At 38.9% G+C, this 18,739-nt stretch carries 12 protein-coding genes; 2 read left to right on the forward strand and 10 right to left on the reverse strand.

What is annotated here, in order from left to right; translation table 11 throughout:
• Positions 1-221: 221 nt before the first annotated feature.
• From RMO03_RS06900 to RMO03_RS06930, 7 genes are all read right to left on the reverse strand, one after another.
• Positions 222-746 (reverse strand): hypothetical protein, encoded by a 525-nt coding sequence (locus tag RMO03_RS06900; protein ID WP_309641362.1) that lies wholly within the window; start codon positions 744-746, stop codon positions 222-224.
• Positions 747-859: 113 nt separating this feature from the next.
• Positions 860-2,647: an acyl-CoA dehydrogenase family protein gene (locus RMO03_RS06905; RefSeq protein WP_309641363.1), complete on the reverse strand. Its 1,788-nt coding sequence runs from the start codon at positions 2,645-2,647 to the stop codon at positions 860-862.
• A 20-nt stretch (positions 2,648-2,667) separates the two neighbouring features.
• Positions 2,668-3,849, reverse strand: coding sequence for an acetyl-CoA C-acyltransferase (locus RMO03_RS06910; RefSeq protein WP_309641364.1), 1,182 nt, complete (start codon positions 3,847-3,849; stop codon positions 2,668-2,670).
• 37 nt (positions 3,850-3,886) lie between these two features.
• A complete protein-coding gene (locus RMO03_RS06915; protein WP_309641365.1) occupies positions 3,887-6,277 on the reverse strand; it encodes a 3-hydroxyacyl-CoA dehydrogenase/enoyl-CoA hydratase family protein in 2,391 nt (796 codons plus the stop codon).
• A 1-nt stretch (position 6,278) separates the two neighbouring features.
• On the reverse strand, positions 6,279-6,722 hold the full coding sequence (locus RMO03_RS06920; protein ID WP_309641366.1) for a MarR family transcriptional regulator: 444 nt from the start codon (positions 6,720-6,722) through the stop codon (positions 6,279-6,281).
• Between the two features lie 140 nt (positions 6,723-6,862).
• Positions 6,863-7,258: a hypothetical protein gene (locus RMO03_RS06925; RefSeq protein WP_309641367.1), complete on the reverse strand. Its 396-nt coding sequence runs from the start codon at positions 7,256-7,258 to the stop codon at positions 6,863-6,865.
• A gap of 110 nt (positions 7,259-7,368) precedes the next feature.
• Positions 7,369-9,150: a long-chain fatty acid--CoA ligase gene (locus RMO03_RS06930; protein ID WP_309641368.1), complete on the reverse strand. Its 1,782-nt coding sequence runs from the start codon at positions 9,148-9,150 to the stop codon at positions 7,369-7,371.
• A 108-nt stretch (positions 9,151-9,258) separates the two neighbouring features.
• Here RMO03_RS06930 and RMO03_RS06935 point away from each other — a divergent pair, with 108 nt between their 5' ends.
• Positions 9,259-11,190, forward strand: coding sequence for a sulfatase-like hydrolase/transferase (locus RMO03_RS06935; protein ID WP_309641369.1), 1,932 nt, complete (start codon positions 9,259-9,261; stop codon positions 11,188-11,190).
• A gap of 11 nt (positions 11,191-11,201) precedes the next feature.
• Positions 11,202-11,786, forward strand: a complete 585-nt coding sequence (locus RMO03_RS06940) for a dual specificity protein phosphatase family protein (protein WP_309641370.1) — start codon at positions 11,202-11,204, stop codon at positions 11,784-11,786.
• 35 nt (positions 11,787-11,821) lie between these two features.
• Here RMO03_RS06940 and RMO03_RS06945 read toward each other — a convergent pair whose 3' ends face one another.
• From RMO03_RS06945 to purL, 3 genes are all read right to left on the reverse strand, one after another.
• Positions 11,822-12,598, reverse strand: a complete 777-nt coding sequence (locus tag RMO03_RS06945) for a DUF3667 domain-containing protein (protein ID WP_309641371.1) — start codon at positions 12,596-12,598, stop codon at positions 11,822-11,824.
• Positions 12,599-12,601: 3 nt separating this feature from the next.
• Entirely contained in the window at positions 12,602-14,983 is a 2,382-nt protein-coding gene (locus RMO03_RS06950) for a M14 family zinc carboxypeptidase (protein ID WP_309641372.1), read from the reverse strand.
• A gap of 74 nt (positions 14,984-15,057) precedes the next feature.
• On the reverse strand, positions 15,058-18,723 hold the full coding sequence (gene purL / locus RMO03_RS06955) for a phosphoribosylformylglycinamidine synthase (RefSeq protein ID WP_309641373.1): 3,666 nt from the start codon (positions 18,721-18,723) through the stop codon (positions 15,058-15,060).
• Between the last annotated feature and the right edge of the window lie 16 nt (positions 18,724-18,739).

Here is an 18,739-nt window from a genome sequence, read left to right on the forward strand (position 1 = left end):
TCTTTAATTATATAACATTGGAAGATAATTCTGTAACACAAAGTGTCTTTAAAACATCAACTTTGTTTAAGACAATCTCTTTAAAATATATTAATAATACTATACCGATTTTCATTGGGGGGCAAGCGATTTATTCGATTTGCAATGTCAATCGGTAACCCTAAGTCATAGTATTATTAATATACCAAAAACGACCGCTCCTTTACTGGATTCGGTCGTTTTTATTTTGTTTTCTCGCCTACGAAATAATCATTCTGTGATTTGAATAAGACATTGAATGTTGTCAAACTTCCGTAAATTCTGGTAATATATTGTTGCAATTCGACCTTTTCGATTTCTTCTAAATTGCTCGCATTGATTTTTTGTTCCATCACGCGAAGACGATCGCGTAACATGACGATTTTATGGAAGAATGCATCTACGGGAACTTCTTTCGAAGCCAATCCTGCTTTTCCGGGCTCGAGAATCATTTTACCGCCTTTCCATTTATCATCGATGGCAACAGGTTCGCCGAGCCCGTTCCATTTTTTTAGGATGGATAATAGACTTTGTTCGACGTCGTAAAAACTGACGGTATCGACTTCGTTTTCGGCAGCATCGATGACTTCAAATTCACTATCAATGTCGATGGTTTCCAATCCGTTTTCGATGAATGTCACCCAATATTCTTTGGAAGAAACATTGGTAACGACACCTTTTCCGTATTCTTTGTGTTGTATTCTTGATCCGATTCCGAGTAGTTTCATAGTTCAAATTTTTTACTAAAATATAATTTTTAATCAAATAAAAAAACCGTTCTGCAGCAAAACAGTAACGGTTTTTTCAACATAAAAACTTAACCAAAATAACTATCTTTTGATTAGAAGCAGTAAGCGTTTTCGGCTACTAATTTGGTAGTGATTGTTTCTCTCAGGCCAACAATATTGGGCATGTTGGTGTATTTTGTAAAACGACGCAACCCCATCAGCATCATGCGTTGTTCATCGCCTTCAGCAAACGATATGATGCTTTCCTTTCCTTTTTGAGTTACGATATCGACGGCTTTGTATAAGTATAATTTCGCCATTGCAATTTGTTCTTGCACTTTGGATTCGCCTTCTTTTTTAGCGAGTTTTTCGGTTCTAAGAATAGTCGACTCAGCCATATAAATTTCAATTAAAATATCAGCCGCAGCCATCAATAATTGTTGATGACCGTCGAGTTCAGGGCCATACTTTTGAACCGCGCCACCGGCAACCATCAAAAACGCTTTCTTCAATTTGCCAATCATTTCTTTCTCTTCGGAAAATAATTCGGAATAATCCGGCGTATCAAACGATGGAATTCCCATTAATTCTTCTTGTACTTTTGTTGCTGGTCCAAGCAAATCGACATGCCCTTTGAATGCTTTTTTGATTAACATTCCCACGGATAACATGCGGTTGATTTCATTGGTTCCTTCATAAATCCTTGAAATACGGGCATCGCGCCACGCACTTTCCATCGGTGTATCTTCTGAAAACCCCATGCCACCAAGGATTTGAATGCCTTCGTCAGCACAATTTTGCACATCTTCAGAAACGGCAACTTTTAATATTGAACATTCAATAGCAAATTCTTCAACACCTTTAAGTTCTGCTTCTTGATGGGTTGCGCCTTCTTCTTCCCGAAGTTTGATTCTAGTTTCAATGTCTTTGGCAGCGCGATAAGTGGCGCTTTCGCCGGCATAAGCAGAAGTGGCCATTTCGGCAAGTTTATATCTAATTGCACCAAATTGTGAAATCTGAGTATTGAATTGAATTCTTTCATTTGCATAATGAATCGCATTGGTAGTTACGCGACGTTGCGCATCAAGGCAAGCTGCAGCCAATTTAATTCGACCTACATTCAAAGCATTCATTGCTATTTTAAAACCATTGCCTCTTTCCGATAACATGTTTTCAACCGGAACTTTCGTTTCATTAAAGAAAACCTGACGCGTTGAAGAAGCGCGAATTCCGAGTTTGTGTTCTTCTTCGTTCATCGAAATGCCATTGTCTTTGACATTTTCGACGATAAAACCGGTAATGTTTTTATCATCGCCAATGCGCGCAAAAACTATGAATACACTACAAAAACCGGCATTCGAAATCCACATTTTTTGTCCTGTGATGCTGTAATATTTTCCGTCTTCTGAAAGTACCGCTTTGGTTTTTCCTGAATTGGCGTCAGATCCGGCACCGGGTTCAGTCAAACAATACGCTCCGAACCATTCACCAGTAGCAAGTTTTGGAACATATTTTTGTTTTTGTGCTTCAGTTCCATACAAAGTAATTGGCATGGTTCCGATTCCGGTGTGGGCACCAAACGCTGTAGAAAACGATCCTGTTGCTCCGGAAATATAATCGCAAACGAGACAGGTGTCTACGAATCCCATACCCATGCCGCCGTATGCTTCAGGAACGGCAACACTTAGGAATCCCATTTCACCGGCTTTCTTCATACATTCTTCTGTGAATGCATAATCTTTGCTTTCGAAACGGTTTTTGTTGGGCCAGATTTCTTTGTCGACAAATTCCTTAACGGAGTCGCGCATCATTTTTTGTTCCTCGGAAAAATCTTCCGGAGTGAAGATGTCTTCGCATTGGGTTTCTTTAACTAGGAATTGACCTCCTCTTGTAATTTCCATGGTCTTATTTTTTTAGTAGATTATAGTAATTCATAAATTCCTGCAGAGCCTTGTCCGGTTCCGACACACATGCTCACAATGCCGTATTTGTTACCGCGTCTTTTCATTTCATCAAACAATTGCACAGACAATTTTGCGCCTGTGCAACCCAACGGATGGCCTAATGCAATCGCACCTCCATTGACATTGACGATTTCCGGATTCAAATTTAATTCACGGATAACAGCTAAAGATTGTGAGGCAAATGCTTCGTTGAGTTCGATTAAGTCGATGTCTTTTAATTGTAATCCTGCTTGTTTTAATGCTTTTGGAATCGCCTTCACCGGACCGATTCCCATAATTCTTGGTTCCACTCCCGCTGATGCAAAATTGACGAGTCGGGCAATAGGCGTGAGGTTGAGTTCTTTGACTAAGGCCTCGCTCATGATTAAAACAAAAGCAGCGCCGTCGCTCATTTGCGATGAATTTCCTGCAGTAACACTTCCATCAGCTGCAAAAACCGGCTTTAGATTTCCTAAAGCGGCTAGATTGGTATCAGCTCTTGGGCCTTCATCTTTAGCGACGGTGTATGATTTGGTTTCTTTTTTTCCATTTTCGTTGATGAAAGTTTGCTCGATGGTAATTGGAACAATCTGTTTGTCGAATTTTCCTTCAGCCTGTGCTTTCAATGCTTTTTGATGCGAGTTGAAGGCAAACTCATCTTGATCGGCGCGTGACACATTAAATTGTTTGGCAACGGCTTCTGCTGTGAGTCCCATGCCCCAATAATAATCCTCATGTCCGTCTTTAGCAATCGCATAATCCGGTGTTGGTTTGTAGCCTCCCATCGGAATGAAGCTCATGCTTTCAGCACCACCGGCGATGATACAATCAGCCATTCCGGATTGAATTTTAGCTGTTGCCATACCAATGGTTTCAAGCCCTGAAGCGCAATATCTATTAACAGTTACTCCGGGAACATCAACGATATTCAATCCCATTAACGAAATCAATCGGCCGACATTTAAACCTTGTTCGGCTTCTGGCATCGCGTTTCCGACCATGACATCATCGATACGTTTTTTGTCGAAATCGGGCAATTCATTCATCATATATTGAATGGTTTCCGCAGCGAGTTCATCGGGTCTTTTGAAACGAAAAACTCCCTTAGGCGCTTTACCGACTGCGGTTCTGTATGCTTTAACTATATAGGCTGTTTTCATAAAAATATTTTAAATTTTTTGCAAAAATTTATAATTCTTAATTTCTTAAGGGTTTTCCTTTGGTTAACATGAATTGGATTCTTTCGAGCGTTTTTCTTTCGGTGCATAAACTCAAAAATGCTTCGCGTTCGATGTCTAATAAATATTGTTCAGACACTAATGTAGGTTCGGATAAATCGCCTCCTGCCATGACATAAGCGAGTTTGTTGGCAATTTTTTTATCATGGTCTGAAATAAAATTCCCAGCGGTCATCTGATCAGTTCCTACTAAGAACATTCCCAAAGCGGATTTCCCCAAAACTTTGATGTCTTTTCGCTTGATTGGCTGTGTATATCCGGCTTCTGCCATCAATAGTGCGTGTTTTTTGGCTTCCGCGATTTGTCGGTCTTTGTTCACTACGATGATATCTTTTCCGTGTTGTAGCACACCGGTATCAAAGGCTTCGTATGCTGAAGTGGAAACTTTTGCCATGGCAATACTGAGGAAATATTCCTGCAATACATTCAATTCAACATCATTTTTGTGGAATAGATCTGAAGCCCGCAACGCCATTTCTTTTGAACCACCACCGCCAGGAATAACACCAACACCAAACTCCACCAAACCTATATAAGTCTCTGCAGCAGCAACGACTTTATCAGCATGCATGCTCATTTCGCAACCACCACCTAAAGTCATTCCGTGTGGTGCAACAATTACTGGAATTGAAGAATAGCGCACACGCATCATCGTGTCTTGGAACATTTTGATGGCCATGTTGAGTTCATCATATTCTTGCTCCACCGCCATCATGAAAATCATTCCGATGTTCGCACCAACAGAGAAATTAGCGCCTTGATTTCCAATCACCAAACCTTGATATTCTTTTTCAGCAAGGTCGATTGCTTTGTTGATTCCTTGTAAAACATCGCCGCCAATCGTATTCATTTTCGATTGAAATTCGAGGTTCAGAATACCATCGCCTAAATCTTCGATGACTGCACCTGAATTGCTCCAGATTTTTTTGCTTTCACGGATATTGTTCAAAATGATGAAAGCATCTTGTCCGGGCACTTTAGCTTGTGACTTTGTTGGAATATTGTAGTAATATGTCGCGCCTTCTTTGATTGTATAAAAGCTCGAAATTCCAGAAGCTTGCATTTCGTTAACCCAAGCAGCAGGCTCGAGGTTTTGGTCTTTCATGATTTCGATTCCTTTAGCGATACCAATCGCATCCCAGATTTCGAATGGTCCGTTTTCCCAACCGAAACCGGCTTTCATGGCATCATCAATTTTATATAGGTCATCGGTTATTTCAGGAATTCTGTTGGATACATACGCGAACATTCCTGCGAAACTTTTACGATAAAACTCGCCGGCTTTGTCCTTTCCTTTAACCAATACTTTGAAACGATCGATAGGTTTATCAATAGTTTTTGTTAATTCTAAAGTGGCGAATGAAGCTTTTTTTGCTGGACGATATTCTAAAGTGTCTAAATCTAAAGACAGAATATCACGATCTACTTTTTTATAAAATCCTTGCCCGGTTTTGCTTCCGAGCCAATTGTTTTCTAGCATTTTGGTAATGAAATCCGGCAATTTAAATAAATCGCGCGCTTCGTCATTCGGAACGCCTTCATACAAACCATTAGCAACATGCACTAAAGTATCGAGGCCAACAACATCTACGGTTCTGAACGTAGCTGATTTAGGGCGACCGATAACCGGTCCTGTGAGTTTATCGACTTCTTCAATCGTCAATCCCATTTCTTTGACCAAATGAAAAAGGCTTTGAATGCCGTAAATTCCGATTCTGTTGCCAATAAATGCAGGTGTATCTTTAGCAACGACGGAAGTTTTTCCTAAATATTGTGAACCATAATTGTTCAGGAAGTCCAGAACTTCAGTGGATGTTTGAGGTCCGGGAATGATTTCAAATAATTTTAAGTAACGCGCGGGATTGAAGAAATGCGTGCCACAGAAATGTTTTTGAAAATCCTCGCTTCTGCCTTCACTCATAAAATGAATTGGGATTCCGGAGGTATTCGATGTGATTAATGTTCCGGGTTTTCTATATTTTTCAATTTCTTCAAATACTGATTTTTTAATGTCGAGTCTTTCAACAACTACTTCAATAATCCAATCGGCATTCGCAATCTGCGCTAAATCATCGGTTGTATTTCCGGTGGTAATGCGACTCGCAAATTTTTGATGATAAATTGGAGATGGTTTCGACCTTAAGGCATTAGCCAAATGCTCGTTGACGATTCGGTTTCGAACTATTTTTGTGTCTAAAGTCAAGCCTTTTTTAGTTTCTAGTTCTGAGAGTTCCCGTGGCAAAATGTCCAACAAAAGTACTTCAACACCAATATTGGCGAAATGACAAGCAATGCCCGAACCCATGATTCCGGAACCGATGACTGCTACTTTTTTGATGGTTCTTTTCATTTTATTTTTCTTGATTAAATATGTTTTTTTCTTGAATCAGTTCGTTGATGATTTCCGAAACTTCCATAAAATGTTGTAGTTTTTCTTCGGATATATTTTGGCGGATGGTTTCGTTGAATTTTAAAACCGTAGTTCTTGATAATTCTCTTTTTTCTTTTCCGAATTCAGTGAGGTAAATTAAAACACCACGACCGTCATTGGGGTTTTTTTTTCTAATAATTAAACCCTTATCTTCCATCGATTTTAGTGTTCGCGTGAGACTGGTAGCTTCCATGCCCATTTTTGGACCTAAAGTCGTTGATGGTGTGCCGTCTTCTTTGTCTAAACTTAATAAGGCAAAGCCGGTCGCCATTGTGCCGTCGAATTTTGCAGCTTCTTCGTTATACATTCTTGCCACCGCTTGCCAAGTAGCGCGAAGAACATAATCTATGGTTTTATCTTTCATGTGGATGCGATATGAAGTTCAAAGATAAATAAAAATACTATGCACGCATAATAAATTTAAATTATTTTTACGTTAATTTTTTGGAATAAAAAAACTCCCCGAAATTCGAGGAGCTTTCCAAAAAAAATATTGCGTTTTGTTTATGTTGCGCTTTTTGAAAGTCCACCATTGACAGCAGCAACTACAGCTCCGACACCGGCACCTATAACAAGGCAGATGACAACATCCACTCCGAATTGTTGGTCAAGGGCTCCGTTGTCCATAGCCACTCTAAAGAAATTTTCCATCAATCCCATAATGGCACCGATTCCGGCACCTGCTCGAGCGCCCGCCATTAAAGTTGTAATGTTTGCCCATCTTACATAGACATAAGACAGCAGAAAACCAAAACTCATGCATCCGGCAAAGATGTAGGTGAGGTTCGGTTCAGAGCCTCCAAAATAATCATGGAATAGTATTCCATAAAATAACCATCCTAATAAGAAATCTGTAATTCCACCGGCAAGACCGGCAAGTAAAAAGTTTTTTACATTCATAATGATTTGATTTTTATTGGTTTAAGTAAATTTATTTATTTAAACCAAAAAAAATTAACAACTGTTGAATCAGTTATAAACATTAATGAATGGTTAAGAAAGCCTTATTTTTATGCAGTTTCGCCGTAAATGTGTTTATAAAGCGATAGGTATTTTTCCATCACTATTTTTCTTTTTAGTTTGAGTGTTGGTGTAAGGTGCCCGCTTTCTATTGACCAAACATCAGGCGTGAGTTCGAAGCGTTTGATTTTTTCCCAATTGCCAAATTTCTCATTCAATGTTTCAACTTCTTCTCCGATACGTTCGATTACTTTTGGATTGGTAATGATTTCTTGGTTGGTTGTTCCGATTTCGATGTTGTGAATTTTGGCCCATTCCTTCACAAAATCAAAACTGGGTTGAATGAAAGCGGCCGGCATTTTCTGACCATCGCCAATGACCATAATCTGTTCTATAAATCGAGATTGCTTCATGGTGTTCTCAATCAATTGAGGTGCGATGTATTTTCCACCCGATGTTTTAAACATTTCCTTTTTGCGATCGGTGATTTTGAGGAATCCATCAGCATCAATTTCACCAATATCACCCGTGTGAAAATAGCCGTTCTGCAAGGCTTCAGCCGTTTTTTCATCATCTTTAAAATAACCCATCATCACATTCGGACCTTTGCATAAAATTTCACCATCGGAAGCAATTTTAACTTCCACATTATTGATCACTTTTCCAACAGTTCCAATGCTAAAGCCATGGTCTTTATAACAGTTTACAGATATTACAGGAGAAGTTTCGGTCAATCCGTAACCTTCCATCACAGGCATTTCTGCTGCTGCAAAAATTCGAATTAGTCTTGGTTGCAATGCTGCGCTTCCTGAAACCATGACATTGAGGTTGCCGCCCAAACCTTCTTTCCATTTGCTGAAAATGAGTTTTCTGGCGATGCTCAATTGAAATTCATACCAAAATCCATTCGCTCCATAAGGTTCATATTTCAAACCCAAATCAATCGCCCAAAAGAAAAGCTTCTTTTTAATACCGGTGAGTTCTGTTCCTTTAGCGTAAATTTTATCGTATACTTTTTCCAAAAGCCTTGGAACTACTGAAAATACGGTGGGTTTTACTTCTTTAATATTATCTGAAAGTTTATCAATCGATTCCGCGAAATAAATCGACACTGAATAATATTGATAGATATACAAAATAACCCGTTCGAAAATATGGCAAATCGGAAGGAAACTCAAGGCTACGCTTGTACTTTCTTCAAACGGAATTCGCGGTGAACTATCAATCACATTCGAAACGATATTGCGGTGTGAAAGCATCACGCCTTTTGGCCTTCCGGTCGTTCCTGATGTATAAATAATCGTAGCCAGATCATCTGTTTTGACATTGTTTTTTCGCTGTTCAACATCGGGCTGATTCGATGGGTCTTTTCCCAAAACGAGCAATTCTTTCCAGTTTTTGCAACCATCAATTTCATTAAATGAATAGACTTCTTTCAAATGCGTCAACTTGCTTCGAATCAAATTCACTTTACGCAACACTTCTGCATCGGAAACAAAACAATATTGTGCTTCACAATGGTTTAGAATGTATTCATAATCATCTTCAGAAATGGTTGGATAAATCGGGACATTTTGCGCGCCTACTTGCAGTACACCAATATCCATGATATTCCATTCGGTGCGATTGCTCGAGGAAATGATAGCAATTTTATCATCTTTCTCGACATTCATCCGCAACAAAGCCCGAGAAATAGCATTCGATTGATCGATATATTCTTGCGTAGAAGTTTTTACCCAAACTCCATTTTGCTTGGTAACCAATGCAGCTGGAATATTGTTTTTTTGAAGCTGATAGTAGGGAAAATCAAATAAGCGTGTGATGGTGTTCATTTTGGGCGTCATTAGTACACGCAAATTAAACAAATTTTATTTAATTTAACTTCAACTTCCCACTGACGTGTTAATTTATTTGATAATTTTGGCTCATAAATTTTACTTATGCTCAAACATTTGCGTTTAAACGAATATAAAGTACTGCTTTACAGAATTTTGTTGGCGTATGTTTTTTACTTCTTTGCCCGAATTTTGTTTTACCTTTTCAATGCCGGTTTACTAAAAGTCGATTCGTTCTCTGACTTTGTGCTTTTGTGTTATTATGGTTTGCCATTCGATACGACGGCGATTCTGTATGTCAATGTGTTATTCATTGTGTTGTCGATTTTACCGTTTAAGAAAAACACATCGACTGGTTATCAGAAGTTCTTGTTTTACCTGTATTTCGGAATGAACTTGTTGGCGTATGCGACGAATTTTGTCGACTTCATCTATTACCGGTTTACTTATGCCAGAACCACAACAGCTGTGATGAATGTCATCGAGCATGAAGTCAACTTAAGCAAATTATTCCTGAGTTTTCTCGTTGATTTCTGGTATATCTTCTTGCTATTTATCGTATTGTCAGCTGTATGGATTTGGGCCTATAAAAAAGTAGAAGTCAAAGTTGAAAAACCGACAAAAAATCTTCCTTATTTTGGATTTTCTATCGTTGGATTTCTATTCATTGCGTTGATGATTATCGGCGGAATTAGAGGTGGCGATTTCAAAAAATCAACACGCCCAATCAATTTGCTAGATGCGAGCCGTCATGTAAAGAATATTGTGCATTCGGATATTGTGCTAAATACACCTTTCGCCATTATACGAACGTTATTCAGCAACAGTTTCATCAAGACAGATTATGCAGGTGTTAATGAACAAGTGATTCTCGAAAAAGTAATGCCAATTAAGCAATACCATAACAATCCACCGACAAAACCTAATGTTGTAGTGATGATTCTGGAAAGCAATGGGCGTGAATATTACGGCGCATTCAACAAGAAATCGAACATTAAAGATTTCAAATCGTATACGCCGTTTTTGGATTCACTAGCGCAACACAGTATGATTTTTACGAATGCTTACACCAACGGACGCCAATCGATTCACGGGATGTCATCGATTTTGGCTGGAATTCCATCGTTTAAAGATGCGTTCACTTCATCGCCTTATCCAAAGCAAAAAATCGAATCGATAATCTCTACCTTAGAAGGCGAAGGTTACAAAACTTCTTTCTTTCACGGCGCAGCGAATGGCTCGATGGGTTTTTTAGGATTTGCCAATATTTTAGGTATCGATAATTATTACGGAAGAACCGAGTTTAACGATGATTCACAATTTGATGGTTTTTGGGGCATTTGGGATGAACCGTTTTTGCAATTTATGAAACATACCTTAGACAAAGAAAAGCAACCGTTTTTCTCGTCGGTGTTTACCGTTTCTTCGCACGAACCTTACAATATTCCTCAAAAATATAAGAAAAAATTTCCCGAAGGAGACGTTCCGATTCACAAATGCATTGCCTACACAGATTATTCTTTGAAGCGATTTTTTACTGAAGCTAAGAAGTCGACTTGGTTCAATAACACTATTTTCGTTTTGGTCGCCGATCACGGAAATACGACTTTTTATAAAGAATACAGCAGACCAATAGAACGTTTTGCGATTCCGATTATCATCTACAAACCCAACAGTCAATATGTTGGTGTGGATGAAGATTTGGCGCAACAGATTGATATTTATCCAACGATTCTCGACATGATTGGTTATCAAAAACCTTTTAGAAGTTGGGGTAGAAGCTTGCTCGATAAGAAAACTCAGGAACCATTCATCATCAATTCGACAGGAAGTTTGTATCAGTTTTCGAAGGGAAATTACATCTGTATTTTCGATGGAAAGAAATCGCTTGGGTTTTACGATAAGAATGATAAAGCATTGTCGAATAACCTAATCGCGCACAGAAACGCTGATATGGATGATTTAGAATTGCGCTGTAAAGCCTTCATCCAAGATTATATGGAACGTGTGGTCGATCAAAAATTAGCGACACATTAATAACTTCAATTATGAAAAAGAATAAAAAAATTATCGGTTTTTCATTGCTCGCTATCGTTTTGATTTTCGTTGGAAAATATGTGTATGATATGAATATCAACCACAATTTTGAAACGATTACGCAAGGGAAAGTATATAAATCAGGTGTAATTCCACCCGATCAAATTCAAGATTACGTCAACAAATACCACATCAAATCGATTGTAGATTTGCGTTTTCCGGGTACAAGCGATTTGGTTAATAATCCTGAAATCCCATCAGAATTGACTGCTGAAAAAGAAGCTGTTGAAAAAATCAAAGGTGTCAATTATTTCAACAACGGTTCGGATCAAGTTCCAAAACAGGAAAACCTAGATCGTTTTTTTAAGATTATGGATAATCCGGATAATTATCCAGTATTAATTCATTGCTATCACGGTGTTGGCCGCGCTGAAATGTATTCTGCAATCTACCGCATTGAATATGAAAATTTCTCGAATGAGCAAGCACGACAAGATGTTCGGGCGATGATTAAGTGGAGCTCATTTGATGACGGTACACCAAAAGGCGAATATTTGAAAGCTTATAAAAGCAGAAAGCAATTGGGCGAAAAGTAAACGAGTATTGCTTTATTTTATAGAAACGTCCAACTTTATTTGAAGTTCATATTAATATAGAACTGCGTTTTGCCGTTGGTAAGCGTATAAACGATTATTGTAACAATCAATGATAGGATTGACAATACGCAAACATAAAACACTACAATTCGCCATAAAAACCCAAAAAAAGTATATAGGTTTTTTGTTGCATTATAATAGGTCCAAACCGGAAATAAGAGCATGCTAATGAATATCGTAATCTGAATGGTGACCGACCATCCGAAAAAGTCGAAACCACCTTCAAGAAAATCAAACAGCGATAAAACAACGTTGATGATCAGCATTCCCAATAATGAAATGCCGCTCATGATAAAATGTTCGGCGAGATTCAATTGCAGCCTTTTGAATATCAAAAAAGCTACAATTCCGAGTATCGGAACAATGCTCAATAAAATGATTTTAAGATTGTTTTTGAAAAACAGCGTCACCTCAATCGTATCATTAGCTGTGTCTTCTTTAATCGGGTGCATGCTTTCATACAGGTGACCCAGGAGCAGGCCTAAACCGATTATTAAAATCGCCAGATAAAAAACATTGTAATATCGGATTCGTTTTCCGTGAATGTAATCTAATGCAGCCTGACCCGGACGAACAAAAGTTTCTTTAATCGTAAATAAGATACCTTTTTCCAAATGCCAAATCCCATGCATCATATCGTGCAATAGAAAATGTTTTAAGGTAATGCGATGTGTATCGGTCTTTTGCCCACAATTAGAACAAAAATGATTAGTTGTTTCGGCATTACAATTTAAACAGCTTTCTTGTTTCATAGATTAATTCTTATAAAACTTCTGTGTTTCCACAAAACCTTCTGATTTCAATTCAATAAAATACAAACCTGTATTTAAAGATTTTACATCAAGGTTTTGAAATCCATCATTGTTTTCTCTTGAAAAAACCAATTGCCCAACCACATTGAATATTTTGATGCTGTAATTGTTTCTCGAAGTATTGATATTCAAAACGGAACTGGTCGGATTCGGATAAATTCTGAAAGGTGAAACTACATTGTTTGTCGTTGCAAGGACGGAATTCTGGAGCAAATTCACTTTAAAGTCATCAAAGTAAAACCCATCAAAATTCCCACCGGTATCAGTCGATAAACGGAACCGTACTTTAATGGTTTGGCCTGCATAATCACTCAAATTGATTTCTTCATTGACCCAATTTTCCTGATTGCCGCTGTAAGCAGGAATCGTTCCTTCGGTTGTATTTGGTGTGTAGATTTTGGTGTATTTTCCGCATTGCTCTGTCCAAGTGGTGCCATTGTCAGTTGACACTTCAAACGCCACGAAATCATAACCGTTTTCGAAACTCCACTTGGCAGCAAAAGAAACCGTTGCGTTGACAACGCCTGATAAATTAATCGGATTGGTCAACGTGATTCTTTTGTTTTGGTTGTTGGAATACAAATTGTTTGGCGAATCGGTTATCGATGATGAAGGCGATACATAAGCTTCTGAAGTAAGCGCCCAATTGGTGGTTGTCCAAGTTGGACTTAAAGCATTACCCGCGTCTGTAATAGTGTTTAGCAGTTGCCCGAATCTTTTGGTAATCAGTTTTCGTTCGATGGTTTGGCCGTTATCAATCACATATTCAAATACAATTTCATCATTACTGGTTGTTCCGGAGGCAAGCCCAATCGCAATGCTTGCATCAACACTGTCCGAAACCTGCATATTCGAAATCGTGAATGGTTGACCAACAGAAACGATATTGGCTGAGATTGGATTGATGCTTACGGTGAAATTTCCATTGCCACCCAATCCGTATTTTGTCAATTTAAAATTCGCTGAAAAAATAGCTGCATTGCCTATGAATTGTGGAGCAGTATCTTGCAAAAAGCCATATTCACGAACCAATTTCGCAGCAGTGATATTGGTAAACATCATTTTTTTACAAAGCGGTAGAATGTCTGTGGTCGCTGGCCAAAAGGATTCGCCAATTTCGGGTGTAAAAGCAAATATTTTATTGTGATTCATGGTTTGTCCGTACATATAATCATCCGAATCACCTGAAGCGGCATAGAGTAAGGATGCAATTTCATTCGTCAGATTACCATTCGAAACCATGATAGAGGAAATCTTACTGAAATAAGTATTGTCTGGACTTGGTACGTTCAATTCATAACCATAAGGATAAAGCAATAAATCGCTGTAAGTATGAGCATTTAAAGCGATTTTAAAATTGTGGTTCTCTACAAAATATTGTACTGCCAGGTTTTCAGGTTCTGACATTGGAGCTGTTCCGGGATAAGTTTCTCCGGTTGCATCTGCTGAAACACCAGTTGTATTCCATACAGCTTGTCCTGAATCACCATTAATCCAATAATCATAATTTCGGTTGTTATCGACACCAAAATTGCCGCTGCTAAAAGCGTGTCTGTTTTTACGCCACATGCCGCCACCATTAGGGTTTGTTGTGTGATTGTAGATGTAACCATCTGGATTTACAACAGGAATAAAGTAAAGTTCAGTATTGTCGACGATGTCTTTAACGTCATCATTCGTAGCATAATTCTCGAGCAAATACCACATATAATAAATGGTTTCTGACAACGAAATCGGCTCTCTCGCATGGTGCACAGCTGTGTATAAAACTTGCGGTCGCGTGTTGATAGATTCCGGATTTTTAGTGATTTTCACCCATTGCAAAGCGCGTCCTTCGGAAGTTAGAAATGTGCTTACATTTTCTTTAGCACTAATCAAATCAGGGTATTGATTACGCATATCGTCAAGTTCTTGCAGCATTTCTTCATACGTAAAATAGCCGCCCATGGTGCCCAAATTGAAATTTGTCGGTGTTTGATAATCGATGGTTTGGGCAACACAATCGAAACCAGCATTGTCAATATTTCGGTGTAGTGCTTTTTTTTTATCGTTTTGGTCGACGTAGAATTGTTGTACATCTTCGATTTCAATTTCGACTTTCAATCCTAAATTTTTAGCAATTTGGATTTCAGCATCTGAAAAATCGCATGTCAAAGAATAGCCTACTTTATGAATTCCATGATCCATAGGAATGCCTGCCAATTCTAGTTTTTTGAGGTTTTCAATAGTGTTGTAGATGATTTTCGCTCGGTGGTATTTTTGAGGATTGGTTTGCGCCAATAAAGATAACTGGCTCAATAATAACACTATCAATAATTTTTTCATGGATGATTTTATTTGAAATAAAAGCCAAATATAGTATTTATCAGTTTCAAATGATGTTAAAGTTATCGCTCAGATTATTTACCAATGGTATTTTTCTCAATCCATTCTCGGGCATTCACAAACGCTTCAATCCACGGCGTCACTGCATCGTTTTGGTCTTTTGGGTAATGCGCCCAATTCCATGGAAATGTCGAACGTTCGATATGCGGCATCGTCACCAAATGTCTTCCTGTTTTGTCGCAAAGCATCGCCGTATTGAAATCGGAACCATTCGGATTCGCAGGATAACCTTCATAACCATATTTCGCTACAATGTTGTACTCATTTTCATCATAAGGCAAATCGAATTTTCCTTCACCATGCGACACCCAAACGCCCAAAGTGCTTCCGGCTAAAGTCGATAGCATCACGGAATGGTTTTCTTGTACTTTCACGGAAGTAAAAATACTTTCGTGTTTGCGACTTTCATTGTGTTTCATTTTACCGTGAATTTCGTGTTCAGGATAAATGATTTCCAATTCCATAAACAGCTGACAGCCGTTGCAGATTCCGACCGATAAAGTGTCGTCTCTTTTGAAGAAATCTTCTAAAACGGTTTTGGCTTTTTCGTTGTATAAAAATGCGCCAGCCCAACCTTTAGCGCTTCCGAGTACATCAGAATTCGAAAACCCACCGACTGCACCGATGAATTGAATGTCTTTCAAATCTTCGCGACCCGAAATCAAATCGGTCATGTGCACATCTTTAACATCAAATCCGGCGAGATACATCGCATTGGCCATTTCGCGTTCGGAGTTGCTGCCTTTTTCGCGAATGATGGCGGCTTTTGGTCGTGGCTTAGTCGTATTAAATTCCGGTTTTTTTCCGGTGAAATGTTTCGGAAACTGATACGCTAATTTTTGATTTTTATAATTTTCAAAACGCGCTGTTGCCTGATTGTTCTTCGTTTGTTTTTGGTCGAGTAGGTATGAGGTTTCGAACCAAATGTCTCGGTATTTTGAAATGGAAAAGTGGTTGTTTGTAAGTTGAAGAACATCACTTTCAGTAGCATTTCCTAATTTGAAAAAAGCAATGTCATTATGGTTTAAAACGTTTTCAAAAGTGTTATCGTCTTTGGCTTGAATTACAAGACCAATATTTTCAGCAAATAGAATTTTGATGAAGTCTTTTTCATTGAAAACACTCAAATCGATATTGGCTCCTAAATTAACGTCGGCAAAACACATTTCAAATAAAGTAGTAATCAATCCGCCGCTTCCAATGTCGTGACCGGCCAGGATTTGATTGTCTGAGATTAATTTTTGAATGGTATTGAAAGCACGTTTAAAGAAATCAGCATCTTTTATTGTAGGCACTTCATCACCAATTTTATTTTGCGTTTGAGCAAACGAAGTTCCACCCAATTTAAAATCGTCCTGCGACAAATTGATATAATAAATCGAACCGCCGTCTTTTTGCAAAACAGGTTCAACCACTTTCGTAATATCAGTACAGTTTCCGCCTGCTGAAATAATCACCGTTCCCGGCGCAATCACTTCGTCATTCGGATATTTTTGTTTCATCGAAAGCGAATCTTTTCCCGTAGGAATATTGATTCCTAAAGCAATAGCAAAGTCCGAACAACTTTGAACGGCTTCATACAATCGTGCATCTTCGCCTTCATTTTTGCAAGCCCACATCCAATTCGCAGACAATGAAATACCTTTGATATTGTCTTTAATCGGTGCCCAAATAATATTAGATAAGGCTTCACCAATGGCATTTCTGCTTCCTGCAATCGGGTCAACTAAAGCGGCAATCGGAGCATGACCAATCGATGTGGCTACACCTTCTTTTCCGGCATAATCCAACGCCATGACACCGACATTATTCAATGGCAATTGCAACGGTCCGACGCATTGTTGTTTGGCCACTTTTCCACCTACACAGCGATCGACTTTATTCGTAAGCCAATCTTTGCACGCAACCGCTTCAAGTCTGAAAACTTGTTGAATATAATCGGATAAATTTTCTTGTGAATAGGTGAGTGCCTCGTATTTTCTATCGACTGTGCTGTCGTTCATGATAATTTTTGGGGAACTTCCGAACATTTCGGCAATCGCAAAATCCATAGGTTTGGCGCCGGTGGTTTTTGATTCGAAGGTGAAACGATGAGAACCTGTAATATCGCCCACTTGATACATCGGAGAACGTTCTCGATCCGCAATTTTTTGAAGCAAATCAATATCTTTTTGACCAATCACCAAGCCCATGCGTTCCTGCGATTCGTTGCCAATAATTTCTTTAGCTGACAATGTTGGATCGCCAACAGGAAGTTTGTCTAGATCTATCAATCCGCCGGTTTCTTCGACGAGTTCTGATAAGCAATTTAAATGCCCGCCGGCACCGTGATCGTGTATCGAAACAATCGGATTGACATCACTTTCGACCATACCGCGAATCGCATTGGCTGCTCGTTTTTGCATTTCAGGATTCGAACGTTGAATCGCGTTGAGTTCAATTCCGGAACTGAAAGCACCGGTATCTGCTGATGAAACTGCTGCGCCGCCCATCCCGATGCGGTAATTTTCACCACCAAGAATCACAACTTTGTCACCAACTTGTGGTTTCTGTTTGATAGATTGGTCTAATTTTCCGTAACCGATGCCACCGGCTTGCATGATGACTTTGTCGTAACCGAGTTTGCGGCTGTTTTCTTCATGTTCGAAAGTTAAAATCGAACCCGTAATTAGTGGTTGCCCGAATTTATTTCCAAAATCGGAAGCACCATTCGAAGCTTTAATCAAGATATCGAGTGGCGTTTGATAGAGCCATTTTCTTTCGTTCATGCCTTTTTCCCAAGGGCGATTATTTTGCAATCTGGAATAGGCTGTCATATAAACTGCGGTTCCAGCTAGCGGCAATGAACCTTGTCCGCCAGCCAAACGGTCGCGAATTTCCCCACCGGAACCTGTCGCTGCTCCATTGAAAGGTTCGACTGTTGTTGGGAAATTATGGGTTTCGGCTTTTAAAGAAATTACCGAGTCGAATTCTTTTAGCTCATAGAAATCGGGTTTGTCGGGAGATTTTGGTGCGAATTGTTGCACTTTTGGACCTTTGACAAAAGCGACATTGTCTTTGTAAGCCGATACAATATCATTGGGATTTTCGGCAGAAGTTTTTTTAATTAATTTGAATAATGACGATTCTTTTTCTTGTCCATCAATAACAAAAGTGCCGTTGAAGATCTTGTGTCGACAGTGCTCTGAATTTACTTGAGAAAAACCGAACACTTCGGAATCGGTTAGTTTTCGATTTAATTTTAAACTTAAATTATTCAAATAATCTACTTCTTCAGCGCTTAATGATAAACCTTCTTTTTGGTTGTAAGCCGCAATGTCATCAATATTTAAAATGGGTTCCGGTTGGATGTGAATCGTAAAAATATCCTGATTTAAATTGCTGTATTTTTGAGAAAGCATCGGGTCAAAATCGACAGTGCTTTCATTCACTTTGTGAAATTCTTCGATGCGAATGATGCCGTCGATGCCCATGTTTTGAGTAATCTCGACCGCATTTGTGCTCCAAGGTGTAATCATCGTGGCGCGTGGACCAACAAAAAAATCCGCGAGAACGGATTTTTCTATGATATTGACGTTGCCAAAAAGCCAGTTTAATTTTGAGAGGGTTTCTGCCGAAAGTCCGCTTTGCGTCTGAACGGCAAAAACGGTAGTGCTTTCGTTTCCGAAGAAATGAATCATTGTAGTTGTGTTGTAG

Origin of the sequence: Flavobacterium sp. (assembly GCF_031411595.1) — a bacterium.
In the GTDB taxonomy this organism is placed as follows: Bacteria; Bacteroidota; Bacteroidia; order Flavobacteriales; family Flavobacteriaceae; genus Flavobacterium.